An 18166-nucleotide genomic window follows, 5' to 3' on the forward strand; every position below is an offset into this window, starting at 1 on the left:
TATGCGGCAATATGGATTACAGTCAACCAAAATATATTTGATCACTGAAGGAGAAAATTCATTACAATTAATTCAGGAATATTATGAAGACAAACAGGAAGGAAATTAAGGAAACAGATTTTTCAAAATTTACAGGTGAAGAACTTGCGGATGCTTTTGTCTTTCCTGCTGATCAAGTTTTGAATGCGAAGGAGAAAAAAGATGAGGAAGACTTCTGGGCAGTTCGCCGGAAACAATTTGACAATCGCACTCACAGTCAGAAAATGTATTCAAGATTGTTACAGCTAAAGTTTCAATTGGAAGACTATATAGATAGCAGCCAATATCTGGAAGCGCTTAGTTTTGGATTTTTTTTAAATGAGTACGTTAACAGACAAGACAAAAAAGATAAAGACTTTGCTGTTGAGGTGGATGTGAAGCCAGCTGTACTTAGCCAATATATTAATAACCATCGAAAGCCGACAGATGAGTTCATCATCAGGCTTGAATTACATTCCAACGGGCTGATTCCCGCAATACATTGGTTTAAGGTTATCCAAAAAAATAGAGAACATGAGATCATGACCAATCAGAAATTAAGAGAGGAAGAAAGTAAACATGTTAAAAATAGACTTGGATTTGCTTATTAGCTTTCAGCTCCCCCAAAAATTGCAGATAATAGTTATAAAGAAGGGAAAGGTGTAAAAGCATAGAATAGAGCTAGTAAAAATAAGGTTATTGCTTTTAAGTAATATTTTTATTACTGTCACTTGTTATAGCCTTTTTATTTACATTTTCATAAAATAAAAAATTTCCACCTCCTTGCCAGTTTATCTCTTTACTTATTCCTCCACTTTCACCTTCAATAACTAATTTCATCCTTTCCACAACGACATCAACGATATGATCACCTTTTTCAATACCAATATATTTTCTATTTAGTTTATGTGCAGTAGATATTGTTGATCCAGAACCTAAATAGCAGTCCATAATAATATCTCCTTCATTTGAGGCTACGTTAATGATTTTTTGGATTAGCGTTTCTGGTTTAGGAGTGTCAAAAATTTTATCATTTGGAAATAATTCAAGGAGATGCTTTTTTGCCAATTTATTAGTTCCTGCAAATTCTGCGAGCCAAAGTGTCTCTGGAGTTAATCCTTTTTTCTGACCATTTAGAAATTTTTTTACACGTGGAACCCCATTCCCATTTAAACCAAACCAAATATTATTGTTAGCAATTTCGTCTTTCATTCTCTCTTCATTATAAATCCAGCATCTTCCATTTGGTGGCAAGTGTTCTTTGCCATTTGGTGCGACGATTTTATAAAATTGATTTTTTACAGCGTGTCCATCTTGTACATTAACAGAGACTGATTGCCAATTCCCTCTTGGATCATTGTCAGGGTTTTTATATCTATCTAAAATTTCTTTGGTTAGCGGTATAGGATTTCTTGTTTTCTTAAATTTATCAGGATTTATGGCATAAACGAGTATATACTCATGATTATTTGAAAATACACTTCTATTTTCCCTAGATGTTCTTTGCTGCCAAACAATAGTTGTAATAAAGTTGTTTCTTCCAAAAATTTTATCTGCAGCAATTTTTAAATAGTGCATTTCATTATCATCAATTGATATCCAAATGCTACCATCTATTGTCAGATAAGGTTTTAACAATTTTAAAGTAGTAGTAATTTCATTTAACCAATCTTCATGATCTCGATCATTATAATGATGATAGTTTTCTCCGTTATTATATGGAGGATCTATGTAAATGCATTTAACTTTACCATAAAATTCAGTAATAGAGTTTAAAACCAATTTGTTATCTCCATGAATTATTAAGTTGTCGGTGATAGCCGTATCTCCAATAGAATATTTATCAATAAATTTAAATTTGTCCGAAAGCATATTAAATGTTCTAATTAGTCAATAACCTTTTTATCTTTGCAAAAGTAAAGCTAAAATTTAAAATAACTCTATACTTAAATACTTAAAAATTGTCAAAAAATACTAAGGTAAAAAATTCCGATAATCAGGAAGTATTCAGACCTATTCATTATCTGGGAAGCAAATTAAGAATTCTTGATTTTATTGAAGATACTATAAATAATATTGATCTTGAAAGAGGAAGAGTATGTGACTTGTTTTCTGGATCAGGAAGCGTTTCATTCAAGTTATCAAGAACAAGACCTGTAACATCCGTTGATATTCAAGAATATTCTACAATTATTTGTTCTGCATTACTAAATCCAATTAAAATGGATCAAAAGTTTATTGATGAATTTCTCCAAAAATCTTTGAATTCTAAGCACTCTATAGGCTTGATAAATTCCTTAGAATCATTAATTTCCTACGAAAAAGAATGCATATCTAATGCGCTAAATCATAAGAAGGTCGAAAAACTTTGTGAAATTCTAGAAGATGGTTCATTAATAAGTTTTGAAATATTAAAAAAAGATAATTTAAATTCCAAATTGTCAAAGCTTTTAAGGAGTACATTAACAGAGTTTAAAAAGAAAAAAATTCTAGATTATCAGACACTTGCCATTAGATATTTTGGTGGGATATACTTTTCTTATGAACAAGCACTTCAGATTGATATTTTACTAGAGCAAATTGAAGATTCTCCTAAAAAGTATAAAAATATGCTTTTAGCAGCCCTTATAAGTACTGCAAGCGATTGTGTAAACACTGTTGGAAAACAATTTGCTCAACCTATTAGACCAAGAAAAGCGAATGGTGATATAAAACCATCGTTAGGAAAGTCTGTTAATAAAGATCGTTCATTAAATGTTTTTGATGTATTTGGAAAGTGGGTTCAAAAATATAATTCAATAACAGACAAGGATTTTAAAAATGATATTTTAAAAATGGATTTTAGTATCGCATTAGACAATCTAACTAATGATACTACTGTTGTGTATGCTGACCCACCTTATACAAGAGAACACTATAGTCGGTTTTATCATGTTTTAGAAACTTTAGCACTTAGAGATACTCCAAAAATTTCTACGATGGTACTTGGTGGAGAAACTCTTTTGAGTAGAGGTTTATATAGAGAGGATAGACATCAATCACCTTTTTGTATCAGAAGTACTGCACCTGAAGCTTTTGAATTAATGTTTTCTAAAATTAGTTCTAAAGGAGTGAAATTAGTCTTGTCATATTCTCCTTATGATGAATCGAAAGGATCGCATCCAAGAGTTATAACAATGAATAAACTTATTAATATTGCTAATAAATACTATTCCAATGTTGAGGTTTTATCTCCTGGTACGTTTGTACATAGTAAACTTACTAACTCTGAAAAACACTTAGAGGCTTCTGAATTTGCTGAAGTTTTAATTGTATGTACTTAGTTTATATGCTTATACTTGGACAATTTGTACGAATATCCGAAACTGTTGTAACTTTTCTTCTTAGTGAGTTTCCAGTTTTAGCCCCTAATAAAGTGTTTAGTTCATTATAGATTTGGGAGCCATTTGTTTCAAGATGATATATAAAATGGGTGGTATTTATTTTTACAAAGAATATAATTGGTTTATTATCAAAATTGTATGGCGTATTGCATTCCCTGGTGGCTAAGGGTTCTAAATTATAGTTTTTGCTTTTTTTTACACGTGCAGAATTACATTGTTCAACATCATCTTGAAGATTCCCATCAGTATCAATGTATTTAAGATTAATTTGTCCACTACTTCCAACATCTATCGGTAAATTAAAAAAAAGTTGAAAATTTTTCTTCGTAAATGAAATCTGTTTCCAGCGAGTAGGGGTACCGATTTCCGCAATTAAGACTTCATTTTCATTTGAAAAATCCCAGTTCAGATTGTGAGTTAAATCTAAAGGTGTTTGCTCTTCCAATAGAACAGGTGCTAAATTAGGAGGTCTATTTAATCTTCTTGGGCTAAAACCTGGAGGCAATTGTTGTATTTGCAACGTAGGAAATGTTATTGCAGCCTCATTCGCTTGTATATATGGGGCATTTTCAGATTTATTATATAAACTTCTTCTTTGACTTTCTGTAGGAATTTTACCTTCAATAAATAATCCCTCAATAAGTTCGTCAGTAAGTTGTTTTAAGTTTACATGAGGGCCATCAATTATTGGATTATAATATGTTTTTATTTCTTCAAAAAACCTCATCCCTTGTTCATCTTCCTTGGTAAAAGAAACTTCAATTGAACTTTCAATATTTTGTGATAAACCAGTTTGCGTTAAATTATTTGAGCCAATTATTATTTTGATATTATCGTCACCTTCAAATATGTAAATTTTTGGATGAAATATGAAATCTGAGCTTGTATTAAATATATATGAATCTACCTCCCATTCTAATAATGCTTCTAAAGCTTCTTTTGATGTACCGTTCTGATCAATGCCTATTATTACTCTAAACTTTCTTAAATGATTACGTGAGTTATTTACGTGGTTTGTTAGACCTGTCACTCCAGAGTAGCTTGCGAAAGCAACTAAACAAACAAATGAGTGATATATTTCATTATTGAATGAGGCAATTAAAGTTTCTGCTACCGATGTTCCAATTGCAGTATTATAACCTTGACCTATAAATCGTAATTCCATATTTTGATATATTTAAATTCAAAATCCTCATCAGAATTTTACTTGTTTATTTCTCTAAAAAACTCTTCCAAAGTAATTTTTTTCTTTCGACAGATTTTTGCTAGTGTTTTTATAGACATATTGTAGTCTGTCTTTGCCGTTCCTAGGGCAATATTTTTAATTTTCCTAACAGTGCTTTCTTCAATGTCACATTTAGATGCAAAGTCTCTCTGCGATTTTGCTTTCGAAACCCAGTTTGTATAAATGTACTTGCAGATTGTAACAGTTACTTCGTTTTCTTCGTCCATTAAAACAAATTACGAGAAAGAGTAAAAAAATAATGCGGTTTTTTGTGCGCAATGATCAAAATATTCTTACATTTGTAAAATAAGCTACAATAAAGTAGCTTTGCGATACTTCAAAGAATAATAGAAGCTATTGCTTAGAATCTTGTCATTGAAAACTGGTAATTTTTAGACACACAAGACAATAAGCGGGATGCTCACGACCTAGGCGTGGGCTCTCTTATCTGTGTGCAAGGTATACCAGTGCCTCAATGACGGATATTGTAGAGTTTCATGCCGTTTTTATTTCATGCTGTTCTGCTTTTCTACAATTATCTTTTCTAAGCCGCTTCACCACATAAAGTATCAGAATAAGATACAATGGAGTGTACAATCCATTGCGGCTTCAGGGCTTTCACGGGAACACAGATTTTATTTCTATTCATCATTTATCATAAAACTCAGCGTACATTGGTAGGCTGGTGGTTTCACGCATTCTAAAAATAAAAACACATGAAAAAAAGCAGAAACTTTAATACCCGGTTTCAGGCAGATAAAAAAAACTCCGGGTTGCAGCTGATGGAAACATTCTTTCAGTTCAATGAGCTTGATGTTTCCAAAGAAAGGCTTAGTAACATTATGAATTATGCGGTAAAGAGAAACAGCTGGATCCATGAAGATCCGGCAGTCATTTTTGAGTTTCACCAGTCGATGAGGTCGTTAATCCGCGCAGGTTACCTCATGATGCTGAAGGAAAGAAAATGGACGGTTGATGCCGGATCGGAAAAGATTTCCCCGTGGGTTCTTGGTCTGCTTTCGGAGAAGGAATACCGGAATCCTCTGCTGGTTTTCAAAAAAGCATTCAGCGCATACACCATCAAAGAATTTGATTATTTTATGTCCGGAATTGTCTATTTCTCAATGGGTGTCTATGAAAATTTGCCGGAAAGGAATATGGTGATGCCTTACATCCATACGGTGAAAATGTTGGATGCCGCACATCTTATTCTTCAGAGAAGAAGAGAAAAGAAAATGGCTGAGACCAGTTCAGAAGAAGATTGAGTGTAAATAAAAAGCAGGGAGTTGTGGATACAGGTGATTAATCTGCTATAACCTATTTTTCTGACGCAAAGATTTCTATTTTTTGAAACTGTTGGTGATAAGATAGCAAAGCATTGAATCAACTTCTTTGCTTCGCTGAAGCTTATGGATAAGCGTACCACTTGATAAGCGACAAAGTCGCATTGCTTTACGCTTAATGAAAGCAGAATTATTAATAGAAACTTTGCGTTACTCTTTTCAAAAATGATTTTATAAATTCCTGAAAGGTAGCGCAAAGTTTCTGTATAAAATAGACCTTGTTTTATTTGTAATGAGCTGGGAAACAGTCTATTTATCAATCGGTTATGATAAAAGATATGAATAACATCCGTTTCATAGCGCCTGTCTTATTATTGTGCTTTTACCTGCTCCAGCTTTATGAATATTTTAGAAAGGTTGGGCTGGGCATTACCTGAAGTGGGAGCTCCTACCATAATGGTTGCGGTATAAGCGGTTTTTGAAGAAGCATTACTGTCTATCCAGGTATATCTTCTATGTTCAGGTCCGCCGCCGGATCCGTCTATAATCCCTATATTCCCCCAGTACGCGTTCCCCATTGCCCCTGTGCCCTGAGGGAACCAGCTGGTTGATGAGTCTGCCATACCACCCCATACACCTGAAGTAATATTGTTTGTGGTTACAGCTGAACCAATATAGCCTCCATATTCGGTATTATAATTCCAATACAGACTAACGGTGGAACCTGTATTATTAAATAATTGTACGTTAGGATTGGCAAGGGTTGTACCACTTGTAGTATCAAATATTACCCTGATAGAATATTTACCATCCGGGCTGGCAAGAGGTAAAGTATAGGCTTGTTTCCCGTTGGGGTCGGTTGTTAGGGTAGGGTATCCCATCACAGCTACAGATGAAATGTCGGCACGGCTGGTATTTCCTACTGTAGCGGTACAGTTTTGTACTGCTGTTAAGAAAGGAACTGCAGTGCTGGTTATAGGAAGACTCATGTCATTGTTGGTGGTAGGAGTTCCACTCACAGAGAAAACCAGTTCGCCACCACCAAATTCCAACGTTCCGGGTCTTAGCTGAAACGTTAATCCGTTTACTGTAAAAGGAGTACCGGAATTATACGAACCTCCGTTTCCTCCGGTATAAGTAATTCTCAGGTTTCCGCTGTAAGGAGTACCGGCAGTATAAGTAGCGGGGTTTAGATAAGCTGTACTACATTGTAATGCTGAAATGGCGGGAGCGATGGCATTGGTTGCCTGTGTCAGTCTCTGCCATACTGTTCCATCAAAGTAATAATAGCCAGTAGCAGTAACATTGATACGCTGTCCTGTTGCATCTCCGCCAGTGATATCGGTAATATAAATTAATGCTCCGGTTTGATCGCTGCCATAGGTAGCCGTATTGGCGGTAAGCTCAGCTCTGGTAAGCCTTGGAGCCTGTAATCCGAATGGTTGTGTGTTATTCGTAATCAGTCCCGAATTATCTCTTGTAGCAGATACATCCAATGTTGTTTTGGGTGAGGATGTATTAATACCTACTTGGGCAAATGAGATTCCGGAAATAAAAATAGCACTGAATTGTATAAATTTTGTTTTCATATGGAGGCGTGATTTTGTATAAGTCAAATGTAGCTTTTTTTTATGAAAAATTAATAAAAAACGGCTTTAATTAATAAAAATTAATTAATTAGTAATATTATGTTTTATTTTTGTGTTTCATATTGGTTTAAAGTTGTCTATATCAAATTCTATTTTTTTTCTCTGCATCACATTATTTTCTGACGCAAAGCTTACATTTTTGAAACTGTTGATTATAAAAGAACAAAGGATAAAATTAACGAAGTTGCTTCGTTGAAACATACGTATAAGCATCCCGCTTCATTATTAAGTCACAAAAGTTATTATTAAAGTTTAAACAACATCATTGTTAATGCTTTAGAGAGTATAAGAAAATACAACACCATTACGTTCACATATGATGAAGATCTTTGATTATCAACAAAGCTTCAGGGTACTTCTTACAGACAAAGTAAATAACTTAAATATTTAAAAGCTTTTGTTGCTTTTGTAGTTTAAAAAAAGTTAAAACAGCTTTTTTGTGAAATTTACAGTCTGATTCTTTTATGTTTGAAAGAAAAACGATTTACTTATATTTGCTCTGCAAAGCAAATTCAAATGTTCAAAAAAGTAATTACCGTATGTGTCCTTAGCTTTTATTCGGTTTTTTGTTCGGCTCAACAGGTTCGGCCTTCCAAATCATCTGAAATTTACCGCGAACTCAAAACCCTTAAACACCTTCCTAAAGTTTTATACCTTGCGGCTCATCCCGATGATGAGAATACAGGATTGCTCTCCTGGTTAATCAACGATCAAAATGTAGAAACGGGCTATTTATCTTTAACAAGAGGAGATGGAGGTCAGAATTTATTAGGTACAGAGCAGGGAGCTGCATTGGGGTTAATCAGAACACATGAGCTTTTGGAGGCAAGAAAGTTAGATGGCGCCCAACAGTTTTTTACCCGTGCCATTGATTTCGGATTCTCTAAAAATACTACTGATACTTTTAAACAGTGGGATGCAGGCAGCATTACTGCGGATGTAGTTTGGGTAATCCGTCAATTCCGTCCTGATGTTATCATTTGTCGTTTTCCTCCTACTGCTGCTGCGGGCCACGGACAACATGCGGCTTCTGCGGTGGTTGCGGAAAAAGCTTTTAAGCTGGCAGGCGATAAAACGGCTTTCCCGGATCAGCTGAAATATGTTAATACATGGCAGCCAAAACGCGTATTGTGGAATACTTTTCGGTTTGGCGGGGTTAATACCACCGCAGAAAATCAACTGAAAGTTACCGTTGGGCAATATGATGCTCAGCTGGGAATGGGCTATGGTGAATTGGCAGGATTAAGCAGGAGTTTACACAAAAGCCAGGGTGCAGGAACACAGTCTGTGGCCGGCATCAGAACTGAATATTTTTCCCACGTTATCGGTGAGCCCGCAAAAGCAACACTATTTGATGGAGTAACAAAGACGTGGACCTCGCAGGGAAACGCTGATATTGACCAGGCATTGGATAAAATTATTTCCGCTTTTAATTTCAATAATCCTGATCTTAGCTTACCTGCTTTGCTTGCTTTGCGAAAAAAGGTCATGGCAATCAAAGATGCAGACCTGAAAAGGGATAAAATGAAATCTCTCGACAATATCATTGTAAGCTGTGCCGGATTTATGGGAGAGGCAGTTACCAGCCAGGCTGAAGCTGTTGCCGGCGAGCATTACAATTTCAGGTTAAATCTGATTTCAAGAACTGCAAATCCTGTTGTTTTAGAAAATGTAAAATGGATAAGTCAATCAGAGAGTTTTAATAGAGAACTATCAAAAGATTCTTTAATTACCATTCAGCATACCATTCAGATTCCTGCTGATGCATCACTCACAGAACCTTACTGGCTTTCAAAACCACCTGCGGACGCAGCCACTTTTTCTGTTCCCAATGATACGTTAATCGGTTTGCCTGAGGCAGAATCACCCCTGAATGTTTTGCTTGGTTTAAAAATCGGTTCAGAAAAGTTTCAGGTTAAACTTCCTTTATCTTTCAAGAAATTAGATCCGGTTCGTGGCGATGTGGTTGAAGCCTTGCGTATAGTTCCTGCCCTGGAACTGAAATTTACACAACCACTTTATCTTGTCAAAGAAAATGAAGATTTGCACTTGAGTTTAAATGTTAAGGTGAATTCTGACAAACAGTACAATAAAGGTACTCTGAATCTGATGTATAACGGAGAACGGTTGGGCAGCGCAGACATAAATTCAGCAAAAGGTAAAGATTTTACCGTGGATTACGTTATTCCAAAAGCTAAGCTGGCTTCTATACACTCATCTCGTTTGCAATTGGATGCCGGTTTTCTTGCGGATGGAGTAACTTATAATAAAAAACAGATATTAATTCAATACCCGCATCTGCCTTCCTTGCAATATTTTGCTCCTGCAACCGTCGTTGTAATGAAAGGAGATATTCAGGCTAAGGTTAAAAAAGTGGGTTATATAGAAGGCGCTGGAGATTTCATTCCTGAGTTTCTACGTATCGCAGGAGTTCAGGTAGATGTCCTTAAAGACGAAGATTTTTATGGTAACTTGGATGAGTCTGCTGGAAACGGCAGTCCAAACAAGCTATCGCAATATGATGCCATAGTGCTGGGTGTTCGTGCCAATAACACAGAAAAAAAACTGGGCCGCTGGATGCCTTTTTTATGGTCTTATGCAAAGGGTGGGGGGAATCTGGTGATGCAGTATAACACCAATCAGGATACAACCGTTAACCAATTGGGAATGTACAGTTTCAGTATTGCCAATAAGCGTGTTACTGAAGAGAATGCAGCCGTTACGTTTTTAAATCCCAATCATAAATTACTGAACTTTCCGAACAAAATTACTATGGATGATTTTACAAGCTGGGTACAGGAACGTGGCGCCTATTTTCCTGCTCAATGGGATGCCGCATATGAACCGCTTTTTGAAATGCATGATACTGGTGAAGAGCCTCTGAAGGGATCAACTTTATATGCCCGATACGGAAAGGGTAATTTTATTTATACATCGCTGGCATTTTTCAGGCAACTGCCTGCGGGAAATGTTGGGGCGGCACGTTTATTTTTAAACTTTTTATCTGCGCAGAAAAACTGATGAACAAGCAATTTAAAAATTGGAATACCTGGTATATACTAATGGTTGTTGCATTAGTATTGCAGATCGCATTTTATTATGGGTTTACTAAATTCTGGGCATGAGTACTATAGATTGGACAGTTCTTATTGTTACACTTGTTGCAGTGGTAGTTTACGGCGTATTCATCGGTCGTGGTCAGAAAAGCAACGAATCCTACCTGAAAGCAGATAATAAAATGCCCTGGTACATTGTGCTTATCGGTATTATGGCTACGCAGGCAAGTGCCATTACATTTCTTTCAGCACCGGGACAGGCTTATACAGACGGAATGCGTTTTGTGCAGTATTATTTTGGTCTGCCTTTGGCGATGATTGTGATCTGTATTACTTTCATCCCGATTTTTCAGCGCTTGAATGTGTATACGGCCTATGAATATTTAGAAAATCGTTTTGATAAAAAAACAAGGGTACTCACTTCACTGTTATTCCTTTTTTCCAGAGGTTTATCAACGGGAATCAGCATTTACGCTCCAAGTATCATCTTATCAAGCGTTTTAAACTGGAATATTTATTTAACGAATGTCTTAACAGGGGGTATTCTGCTGATTTATACCTATGTTGGCGGAGCAAAAGCGATCGCTCACACCCAAAAATTACAGTTTCTGATTATTCTGGGAACAATGGCTTTTGCAGGCTATCTGCTCATTCAGAATATGCCGAATGGAATTGGCTTTAATGATGCACTTTATCTTGCGGGGAAATCCGGAAAGCTGAACGTAATTACTACAGAATTCGACTGGAAAGATAAATACAATATTTGGAGTGGCTTAATTGGTGGTTTTTTTCTTGCCCTTTCTTACTTCGGTACAGACCAGAGCCAGGTTGGGAGATATATTACCGCGAAAGACAATACCAATGCGAAAATGGGTCTGCTGTTGAACGGATTGGTCAAAATTCCGATGCAGTTTGCTATTCTTCTTATCGGTGCTTTACTTTTCGCTTTCTTTTCTCTTAAACCGGCTCCGATTTATTTTAACGAACGTTCCTATCAATACTTAAAGGAAACAAAACCTGAACAGGCTGCGGTTTTTGAAAAAGAACATCAGGATTTACAAATAAAATTTAATGCAGAATCGAAAGAAATTTTAAGGCTTAAAGAAGCTCATTCTCCTCAGCTTACAAAAACAATTCAGGATTTTAAAAATACACAAACAGAAGTAAAAGCACTGCACGGCAGGGTAGAGGAAGCGATCAATAAATCAAACTATAATGCGGAGAAAACGGATACGAATTACATTTTCCTGTATTTCGTGAAAAATACTCTGCCTGTAGGGATGATCGGTTTACTGTTTGCTGTCATTTTTCTGGCCAGCTGGGGTTCCATTTCGGCAGCACTGAATTCCCTTGCCGCCTGCTCATTAAAAGATGTTCATTTGATATTCAGCAAAGAAATTCCTGATGAAAAAACCGAGCTGAAGTACAGCCGTCTGCATACGTTGGCCTGGGGTATTTTCTCAATCGGAGTAGCCATGTTTGCCACTCAGATGGGTTCCCTCATTGAGGCGGTTAATGTATTGGGTTCTCTTTTCTACGGCCCGATATTGGGAATTTTTCTTGTCGCATTTTACTATAAAAAAATCAATGGCTCAAATGTATTTATTTCTGCAATTTTATCAGAAATTACAGTTATTGCCGTTTATCAGTTTGATATCATTTCATTCCTTTGGCTTAATGTAATTGGTGCAGCGGCAGTTATTGTATTTTCGGCAATCATAATGCTGTTTTATAAACAGAAAGTAGTAAATTCGTAAACAAACAATAACAAAAATAAACAAATAAAAATAGTATGAAAACAATGATTAAATCTGCTACCGTACTTTTTGCTGCCGTAACACTTTCAGTGAATGCCTTTGCACAGGAGGCTAAAAAACCTGCCAGCCCTCCGGCTACGGCTACGGGAAAAATTAAAGATGCAACTATTACAATAGCCTATAGCAGTCCTTCTGTAAAAGGACGTACAATCTGGGGCGGTTTAGAAGCTTATGATAAAGTTTGGCGTGCGGGTGCCAATGAAGCAACTACTTTTGAAACGGATAAAGATATTACTGTTCAGGGTAAAAAACTACCTGCAGGTAAATACAGCTTTTTCTTAATCCCTAAACAGAGCGGAACCTGGACTGCGATTTTTAATAAAGAACCAAAACAGTGGGGCGCTTATAAATACGAACAAGCTAAAGATGCTTTACGTGTAGAGGTAAAAACAAAAGCTTTACCAGCCACACAGGAAAATCTGGTGTATAAAATAAACAATAATGGATTCACTATGGATTGGGATAAAATCTCAGTTCCTGTAGAGATAAAATAAATAGAAGAACTGAAAATCCCGGTTAATCCGGGATTTTTTTTGTTTAAAGTTTTGAATTGTATCAAAGATTACCATTGAGACCGTTCTATTTCGTTTATTTAAACAGAATAAGCATTTTGTCTTTTTAATTGAGTCAACGGGCATATCTTTAAACACTTTTATAGATGATTTAATTCTTTTAAGCTTAATTAAACAGGAATTAGGGATCCTCAATAAAGCCTTTTAAGAACCAGACAATTCAAAGATTTTGTCAATATCTAAACTTCTGTATTCTGAATATACATGTGAATGAAAATCATTCAATTTTCTGAGCAATTCTAAAAGTTCTGCTTTTTCTTTATTTTCAAGCTTGCCTGCAAGAATTCTGGACGTCATATTCACTTTTTCAACGGAACGGTGGAAATAATCTTCTCCTTTTTCGGTGATGTTGAGGCGTTTACTCCTTTTATCCTCAATATCGTTCTTTTCCTCGATTAGGTCATATTCCAGAAGACGTTTGATAATCTGCGTTCCGGTCTGTTTTTCGTGTCCGTTTCTTTCAATCAGCTGAATTTTAGTGAGATTCGGTTCGTCTTTCAGCCGGTAGAGATAAGTGAATTCTTCATTGGCCAATTCAGGGAAATTATGAAGGCCTTTTCTGATCAATTGTTTAGAATACCGTCCCAAAAGTAAAACCTGTTTGCAGATTTCATTTTCTGTAAAAGAAACCTGATGCTTTTCATTTTTAAAAAGCTTTGTCGGGCTTTCCGTTCTGTATTTTTTATCATTCAGCCACAAGCGGAAATCCTCAACAGTGGAGTGAGGTTTATAGGCTTCGGAGCTTTCAAATTCTTTTACCTGATGCAGTAAATCAATGAAAAAGTCAGTATTCATAGCGCAAATTTAAGCTAAATATTTTTTCTGTAATTACAGTTTTACACTTCCCATTCCGCCGTCAATTCCAATAACCTGCCCTGTGATCCAGGAAGATCTGTCCGAAACCAAAAAAGCCGTAATTTCCGCAATTTCTTCAGCAGTTCCCACTCTCTGTAACGGATGTCTTTTCGCAGAAGCTTCTCTTTTTTCCGGGGTTGATAAAAGTTGTGATGCCAGATTCGTGTCCGTTAAAGAAGGTGCAATGGCATTGACCCTGATTTTCTGGCCCGAAAATTCTGCCGCTAAGCTTTTCGTAAGACCTTCCACAGCATTTTTACTTGCCGCAATAGAAGCGTGAAAAGGCATTCCGAGTTTTGCCGCGACCGAACTGAATAGAACAACCGATGCACTTTCAGATTTTTTAAGATGGGGCAAAAGCTTCTGAATAATTTTAACTGCTCCTAAAACATTGATTTCAAAATCATTTTTAAAATCATCCAAAGAAAGCCGGTTGAAAGGTTTCAAATTAATGCTGCCTGGCGCATAAACCAATCCGTCAACAACATCAGGAAAGCTGATTTCATCTAAATTTCCCGAAAGAATGTCCATGGTATGGAATTCAATATTCGGATGATTCAGTTCCGGATTTTCTGTTCTGGAAACTCCGATGATTTTGTTTTCTGGTGCAAGATTTTTTGCCGTTGCCAGTCCGATACCTTTTCCACAACCGATGATGACGATATTTTTCATATGCAGATATTTATTGTTTTTTAAGATCACATGGAATCGCTGTATCTTCATTGGTGTTTGAGCAAGCTAATAATGGCGATTTCATAATGATTTATTTTTGATATTTTAACGCTATGAGCGTAGGCTTTTTTAATTTGAGACACTTCTACCAGCTCAGTGTGACAACTCTAATACTTTTCGCTTAATTATTTCTCTACTGTCAGGCTGAGCTTGTCGAAGCCATTTACATCAAACTTTTATGCTCTTTTGAACAACTAACTTATTCGTAAACTATTCTTTTATGGTAGGATTAATTACCTTTTCGATATTTTATTATTACTGATCATCCGTTGTCTGCTGCATTTAAAGCGGTTGATTTCTTCGCTTCTTTTTTTCAGATGTTTCTGGCTCACTCCGGAGTTTACTCTTTTTCTCCACAGCTTAAAACTGGATTCTTTCAGCTCCGAACGCATCAGTTCAATCACTTCCGATTCGCTCATTCCAAACTGAAATTGTATGGCTTCAAACGGCGTTCTGTCTTCCCAAGCCATTTCGATGATTCTGTCGATTTGTTGTATGTTGAGGTTTTTATTCATTTTTTTGTTTTTTTAACTGAAATAGTTCATGATGATATCTCTTATACTAACTTTTATTCTGCTTTGTCAGGCTGAGCTTATCGAAGCCTTTTTTTCTTTTTCAGGATTTATATTCAAACATTTCTTGCGTGGCTAAAAGAATCATTTAACATTCCCAATAAACTTCTTTGCTGTTTTAACATGCTGCTTTCTCTTTTCTTCCGGCATCTTCTCCAGCGTTCTCAGCATCATTCCCAGTCTTGGATTTTGGGCAAAGAAATCCTGATGGTCATTAATAAAATTCCAGAATAGGGCATCCCATTGTTCCGCCCAGTCTCCGTTGCTGTAATCACTCATCTTTTTAATGTAATTGCTTCCGCTGATGTAAGGTTTGGTGCTCATTTTTCCGCCATCCGAATAGCTGCTCATTCCATACACATTCGGAACCATCACCCAATCGTAAGAATCAATGAACATTTCCATAAACCACTGATAAACCTCATCGGCACTGAACTGACAGAGATTCATGAAATTGGCAAAAATCATCAGTCTTTCGATGTGATGGGCATAGCCGGTTTTCAGAATTTTCTGAAGTGTACTGTCAATCGGCCGGATTCTAGTTTGGGCAGTATAAAAAGATCCCGGAAGTTTCTGCTGATGTTTCCAGTAATTTTTATTTCGCTGATACGTTCCCTGATAAACATAAACGCCCCGTACAAATTCCCGCCAACCCAAAATCTGGCGCACAAAACCTTCCAGAGAATTCACCGGAATATGATTCTCCTGTGCAAATGATATTGCTTTTTCCAGAACATTTTCAGGCGTTAAAAGTCCGATATTCATCAACGGAGAAAGGACGCTGTGATGGAGAAAATGTTCTTTTTCCACAATGCTGTCTTCATAAATACCAAACTCGTGGAATCGGTTCTCAAGAAACTGTTCCAGCCATTGCTCAGCTTCTTTAAAAGTGGTCGGGTAGAGCTGCTCATCGCTCAGGGTCCCGTGATTTTTGGCGAAATGTTTCTCAGTATATTGTTTCGCTTCTTCATAAAAGTCATTGTTTCGCGGGAAATAAATAGCAGGAGCTTTTTTGTTCTTCGGATATTTTTTGCGGTTTTCTGTGTCGTAGGTCCATTTTCCGCCCAACGGTTTTCCGGCTTTCATCAGAATATTTCGCTTGATTCTCTGCTGTTTGTAAAAATCGGTCTGATGATAAGATTTTTTGTCTTCAAAATAATCTTTCAGATCTTCTTTGGTATTGATGAAAAGCGGACTTTCCAGCATTTCGAGTTCCAGTTTTGTCTTTCCGAGCCTTTTTTCCAGCCAGTTGTCGCAGACATCAGTTGTTTTTATGGTTTTAAAATCTTCTTTTTCAAGCTTTTGAATTAAATTTCTGAGGTCTGAAAATTTCGATGAGCTTTCGATATATTCAACTTCAAAACCTGCTTTTTTCAGCTCATTTTCATAAAATTTCATGGTTGCCCGGTGAAACGCAATCTTCTGTTTATGAAAAGAATATTGTTTAAAAAACAGAAATTCCTCTACCAGAAATACAGGCTGATTTTTATCCAGATAATCCACATCCTCAAAAAGCTGATGTGGAAAAATCAATTGAGCGGTATGTTTTACTGTTTGATCCATAATCTTCTGAATTCCTGACGGGAATCATACATTTCTGCCTGTTTTTCGGGATTGAAAGTTCTGTTACGGTTATCATTTCCGACTCCGGCGAGATACATCCAGTTGCCATAATTGCTATGAACATCGTAATCAATAAGCATTTCCTCAAAATAAGCCGCTCCAATTCTCCAGTCCTGTTTCAGGATTTTGCAGAAGTAGGAAGCCGCATTCTGACGACCGCGATTGCTCATCCAGCCTGTATTTTTCAGTTCAAGCATATTCGCATTCACAAAATCGGAATCAGTTTCTCCATCTTTCCATTTTTGAATCAATATTTTATTTTTTTCGGCAAGATAACTCTGATGATTGATTCCGTTTTTTTGGAAAATTAAATCTTTGTACTGTAAAGAAATATACCTGAAAAAATCCCGCCACAGCAGTTCAAAAACCAGCCAATACGTTGAATCATTAGCTCCGAACTCTTTTTCATATTTTTTAATTTCATAATAAATCGTTACCGCAGAAAGACTTCCGTCCGAAAGCCATGCTGAAAATTTTGAACTGTAATCTGTTCCCGCCAAACCGTTTCGTGTGTCTTTATATCTGCTCAGATTCTGTGTTTCCGGGAAATAATAATGTAATCTTTTCAAAGCTGCATTTTCTCCGCCGGAAAAAGGGAAGGCTGTTCTTTTATCGGTTTCAAAAGCTTCAAAACCTAATATTTTCAAAGAAATTTCATCACTTTTCAGGTGAATATCTGCTTTGTCATATATGTCATTTTCCGATGCAAATTCAGGACGAATCAGGAGATTTTTTTCAATTTTCTGTCTGAACGTTGTGAAAAGCAACGGAATGTTATCCAAAGCTTTAAATGCAAAAAGCGGATGTACCAAAAACTGAGAATACGATTTTTCCCAAATTGCAGACGGAACAGCTTTTTCAATTTTAGCCTGTAATTCAACTTCCTCTTTTGTCCATTCTTCCTGACAGAAAATCTTAACTACTTCAAATTCTTTGGAAATGTCTTTGAAAATATCTGCCGTTTTTCCGTATTTAACTAAAAAAGAAATCTTTTGTTTGGCTAAATTCTGTTTTAAATTTTCAACCGTTTCTAGCAGGAATTTGGCTCTGAATTTAGCAATTCTTCTACAGCCGGACTGCTTTTGAGCAAAAAATTCACAATCAAAAACATAGACGGCAAGAAAAGGTAGATCTTCCTGCATCGCGTTGTATAAGGATTCTGAATCTCTCGTTCTTAAATCTTTGGTGAACCAGAGGATGTTGATTTTTTGTTTTTCCGGCATCTTTCGCTGCAATATTTTACATCGTCCCAGTTTTTCTTCCACTTTTTCCGCCAGCTGAAAGGCAGTCCGCAGACTTCACAGATTTTGGACGGTAATCCTGAAGGCATATTTCTATAGTTTTTATTTTTGACTTCGCTCTTTCCTGATTCTGCTAAAGA

The 18166-nt window shown here is 36.3% G+C and carries 16 protein-coding genes; 6 read left to right on the top strand and 10 right to left on the bottom strand.

Going from position 1 to position 18166, the window contains the following annotated elements; all coding sequences use genetic code 11:
• Positions 1-83 precede the first annotated feature (83 nt).
• The gene (locus EK417_RS19630; RefSeq protein WP_136523125.1) at positions 84-629 is read left to right on the top strand and encodes a helix-turn-helix domain-containing protein; all 546 of its coding nucleotides are present in this window, start codon (positions 84-86) and stop codon (positions 627-629) included.
• A 94-nt stretch (positions 630-723) separates the two neighbouring features.
• On the opposite strand, the gene EK417_RS19635 is transcribed toward EK417_RS19630, so the two are convergent.
• Positions 724-1890 (bottom strand): site-specific DNA-methyltransferase, encoded by a 1167-nt coding sequence (locus tag EK417_RS19635; RefSeq protein WP_136523126.1) that lies wholly within the window; start codon positions 1888-1890, stop codon positions 724-726.
• An 89-nt stretch (positions 1891-1979) separates the two neighbouring features.
• Between EK417_RS19635 and EK417_RS19640 the strand changes: the two genes are divergently transcribed.
• Positions 1980-3341, top strand: coding sequence for a DNA adenine methylase (locus EK417_RS19640; RefSeq protein ID WP_136523127.1), 1362 nt, complete (start codon positions 1980-1982; stop codon positions 3339-3341).
• A 1-nt stretch (position 3342) separates the two neighbouring features.
• On the opposite strand, the gene EK417_RS19645 is transcribed toward EK417_RS19640, so the two are convergent.
• Both EK417_RS19645 and EK417_RS19650 read right to left on the bottom strand, forming a co-directional pair.
• Complete coding sequence (locus EK417_RS19645) at positions 3343-4566, bottom strand: restriction endonuclease PLD domain-containing protein (RefSeq protein WP_136523128.1); 1224 nt, start codon at positions 4564-4566, stop codon at positions 3343-3345.
• Between the two features lie 38 nt (positions 4567-4604).
• Positions 4605-4853 (bottom strand): helix-turn-helix transcriptional regulator, encoded by a 249-nt coding sequence (locus tag EK417_RS19650; protein ID WP_136523129.1) that lies wholly within the window; start codon positions 4851-4853, stop codon positions 4605-4607.
• A 489-nt stretch (positions 4854-5342) separates the two neighbouring features.
• Between EK417_RS19650 and EK417_RS19655 the strand changes: the two genes are divergently transcribed.
• Positions 5343-5891, top strand: a complete 549-nt coding sequence (locus EK417_RS19655) for a hypothetical protein (RefSeq protein ID WP_136523130.1) — start codon at positions 5343-5345, stop codon at positions 5889-5891.
• 389 nt (positions 5892-6280) lie between these two features.
• On the opposite strand, the gene EK417_RS19660 is transcribed toward EK417_RS19655, so the two are convergent.
• Positions 6281-7498, bottom strand: coding sequence for a phage tail-like protein (locus EK417_RS19660; protein ID WP_136523131.1), 1218 nt, complete (start codon positions 7496-7498; stop codon positions 6281-6283).
• Between the two features lie 576 nt (positions 7499-8074).
• Between EK417_RS19660 and EK417_RS19665 the strand changes: the two genes are divergently transcribed.
• The 3 genes from EK417_RS19665 to EK417_RS19675 all read left to right on the top strand — a co-directional run bounded on the left by EK417_RS19665 (position 8075) and on the right by EK417_RS19675 (position 12925).
• Positions 8075-10579: a PIG-L family deacetylase gene (locus tag EK417_RS19665; RefSeq protein WP_136523132.1), complete on the top strand. Its 2505-nt coding sequence runs from the start codon at positions 8075-8077 to the stop codon at positions 10577-10579.
• A 100-nt stretch (positions 10580-10679) separates the two neighbouring features.
• Positions 10680-12371 (top strand): sodium:solute symporter family protein, encoded by a 1692-nt coding sequence (locus EK417_RS19670; protein ID WP_136523133.1) that lies wholly within the window; start codon positions 10680-10682, stop codon positions 12369-12371.
• Positions 12372-12406: 35 nt separating this feature from the next.
• Positions 12407-12925 carry a DUF2911 domain-containing protein gene (locus tag EK417_RS19675; protein WP_076597825.1) on the top strand — a complete coding sequence of 173 codons (519 nt, stop codon included), beginning with the start codon at positions 12407-12409 and terminating at the stop codon, positions 12923-12925.
• A gap of 222 nt (positions 12926-13147) precedes the next feature.
• Here EK417_RS19675 and EK417_RS19680 read toward each other — a convergent pair whose 3' ends face one another.
• The 6 genes from EK417_RS19680 to EK417_RS19705 form a co-directional block, all read right to left on the bottom strand.
• On the bottom strand, positions 13148-13798 hold the full coding sequence (locus EK417_RS19680) for a MarR family winged helix-turn-helix transcriptional regulator (RefSeq protein WP_076597824.1): 651 nt from the start codon (positions 13796-13798) through the stop codon (positions 13148-13150).
• A 33-nt stretch (positions 13799-13831) separates the two neighbouring features.
• Positions 13832-14530 carry an SDR family NAD(P)-dependent oxidoreductase gene (locus EK417_RS19685; protein WP_136523134.1) on the bottom strand — a complete coding sequence of 233 codons (699 nt, stop codon included), beginning with the start codon at positions 14528-14530 and terminating at the stop codon, positions 13832-13834.
• Between the two features lie 293 nt (positions 14531-14823).
• Positions 14824-15105: a TIGR03643 family protein gene (locus EK417_RS19690; RefSeq protein ID WP_076597822.1), complete on the bottom strand. Its 282-nt coding sequence runs from the start codon at positions 15103-15105 to the stop codon at positions 14824-14826.
• Between the two features lie 141 nt (positions 15106-15246).
• The gene (locus EK417_RS19695) at positions 15247-16725 is read right to left on the bottom strand and encodes a cryptochrome/photolyase family protein (RefSeq protein WP_136523135.1); all 1479 of its coding nucleotides are present in this window, start codon (positions 16723-16725) and stop codon (positions 15247-15249) included.
• Positions 16710-18008, bottom strand: coding sequence for a DASH family cryptochrome (locus EK417_RS19700; protein ID WP_110366928.1), 1299 nt, complete (start codon positions 18006-18008; stop codon positions 16710-16712). The genes EK417_RS19695 and EK417_RS19700 overlap by 16 nt, the downstream gene beginning before the upstream one ends.
• On the bottom strand, positions 17960-18115 hold the full coding sequence (locus EK417_RS19705) for a DUF2256 domain-containing protein (RefSeq protein WP_076597833.1): 156 nt from the start codon (positions 18113-18115) through the stop codon (positions 17960-17962). The genes EK417_RS19700 and EK417_RS19705 overlap by 49 nt, the downstream gene beginning before the upstream one ends.
• Between the last annotated feature and the right edge of the window lie 51 nt (positions 18116-18166).

The organism is Chryseobacterium candidae, from assembly GCF_004916905.1.
Classification (GTDB): Bacteria; Bacteroidota; Bacteroidia; order Flavobacteriales; family Weeksellaceae; genus Chryseobacterium; species Chryseobacterium candidae.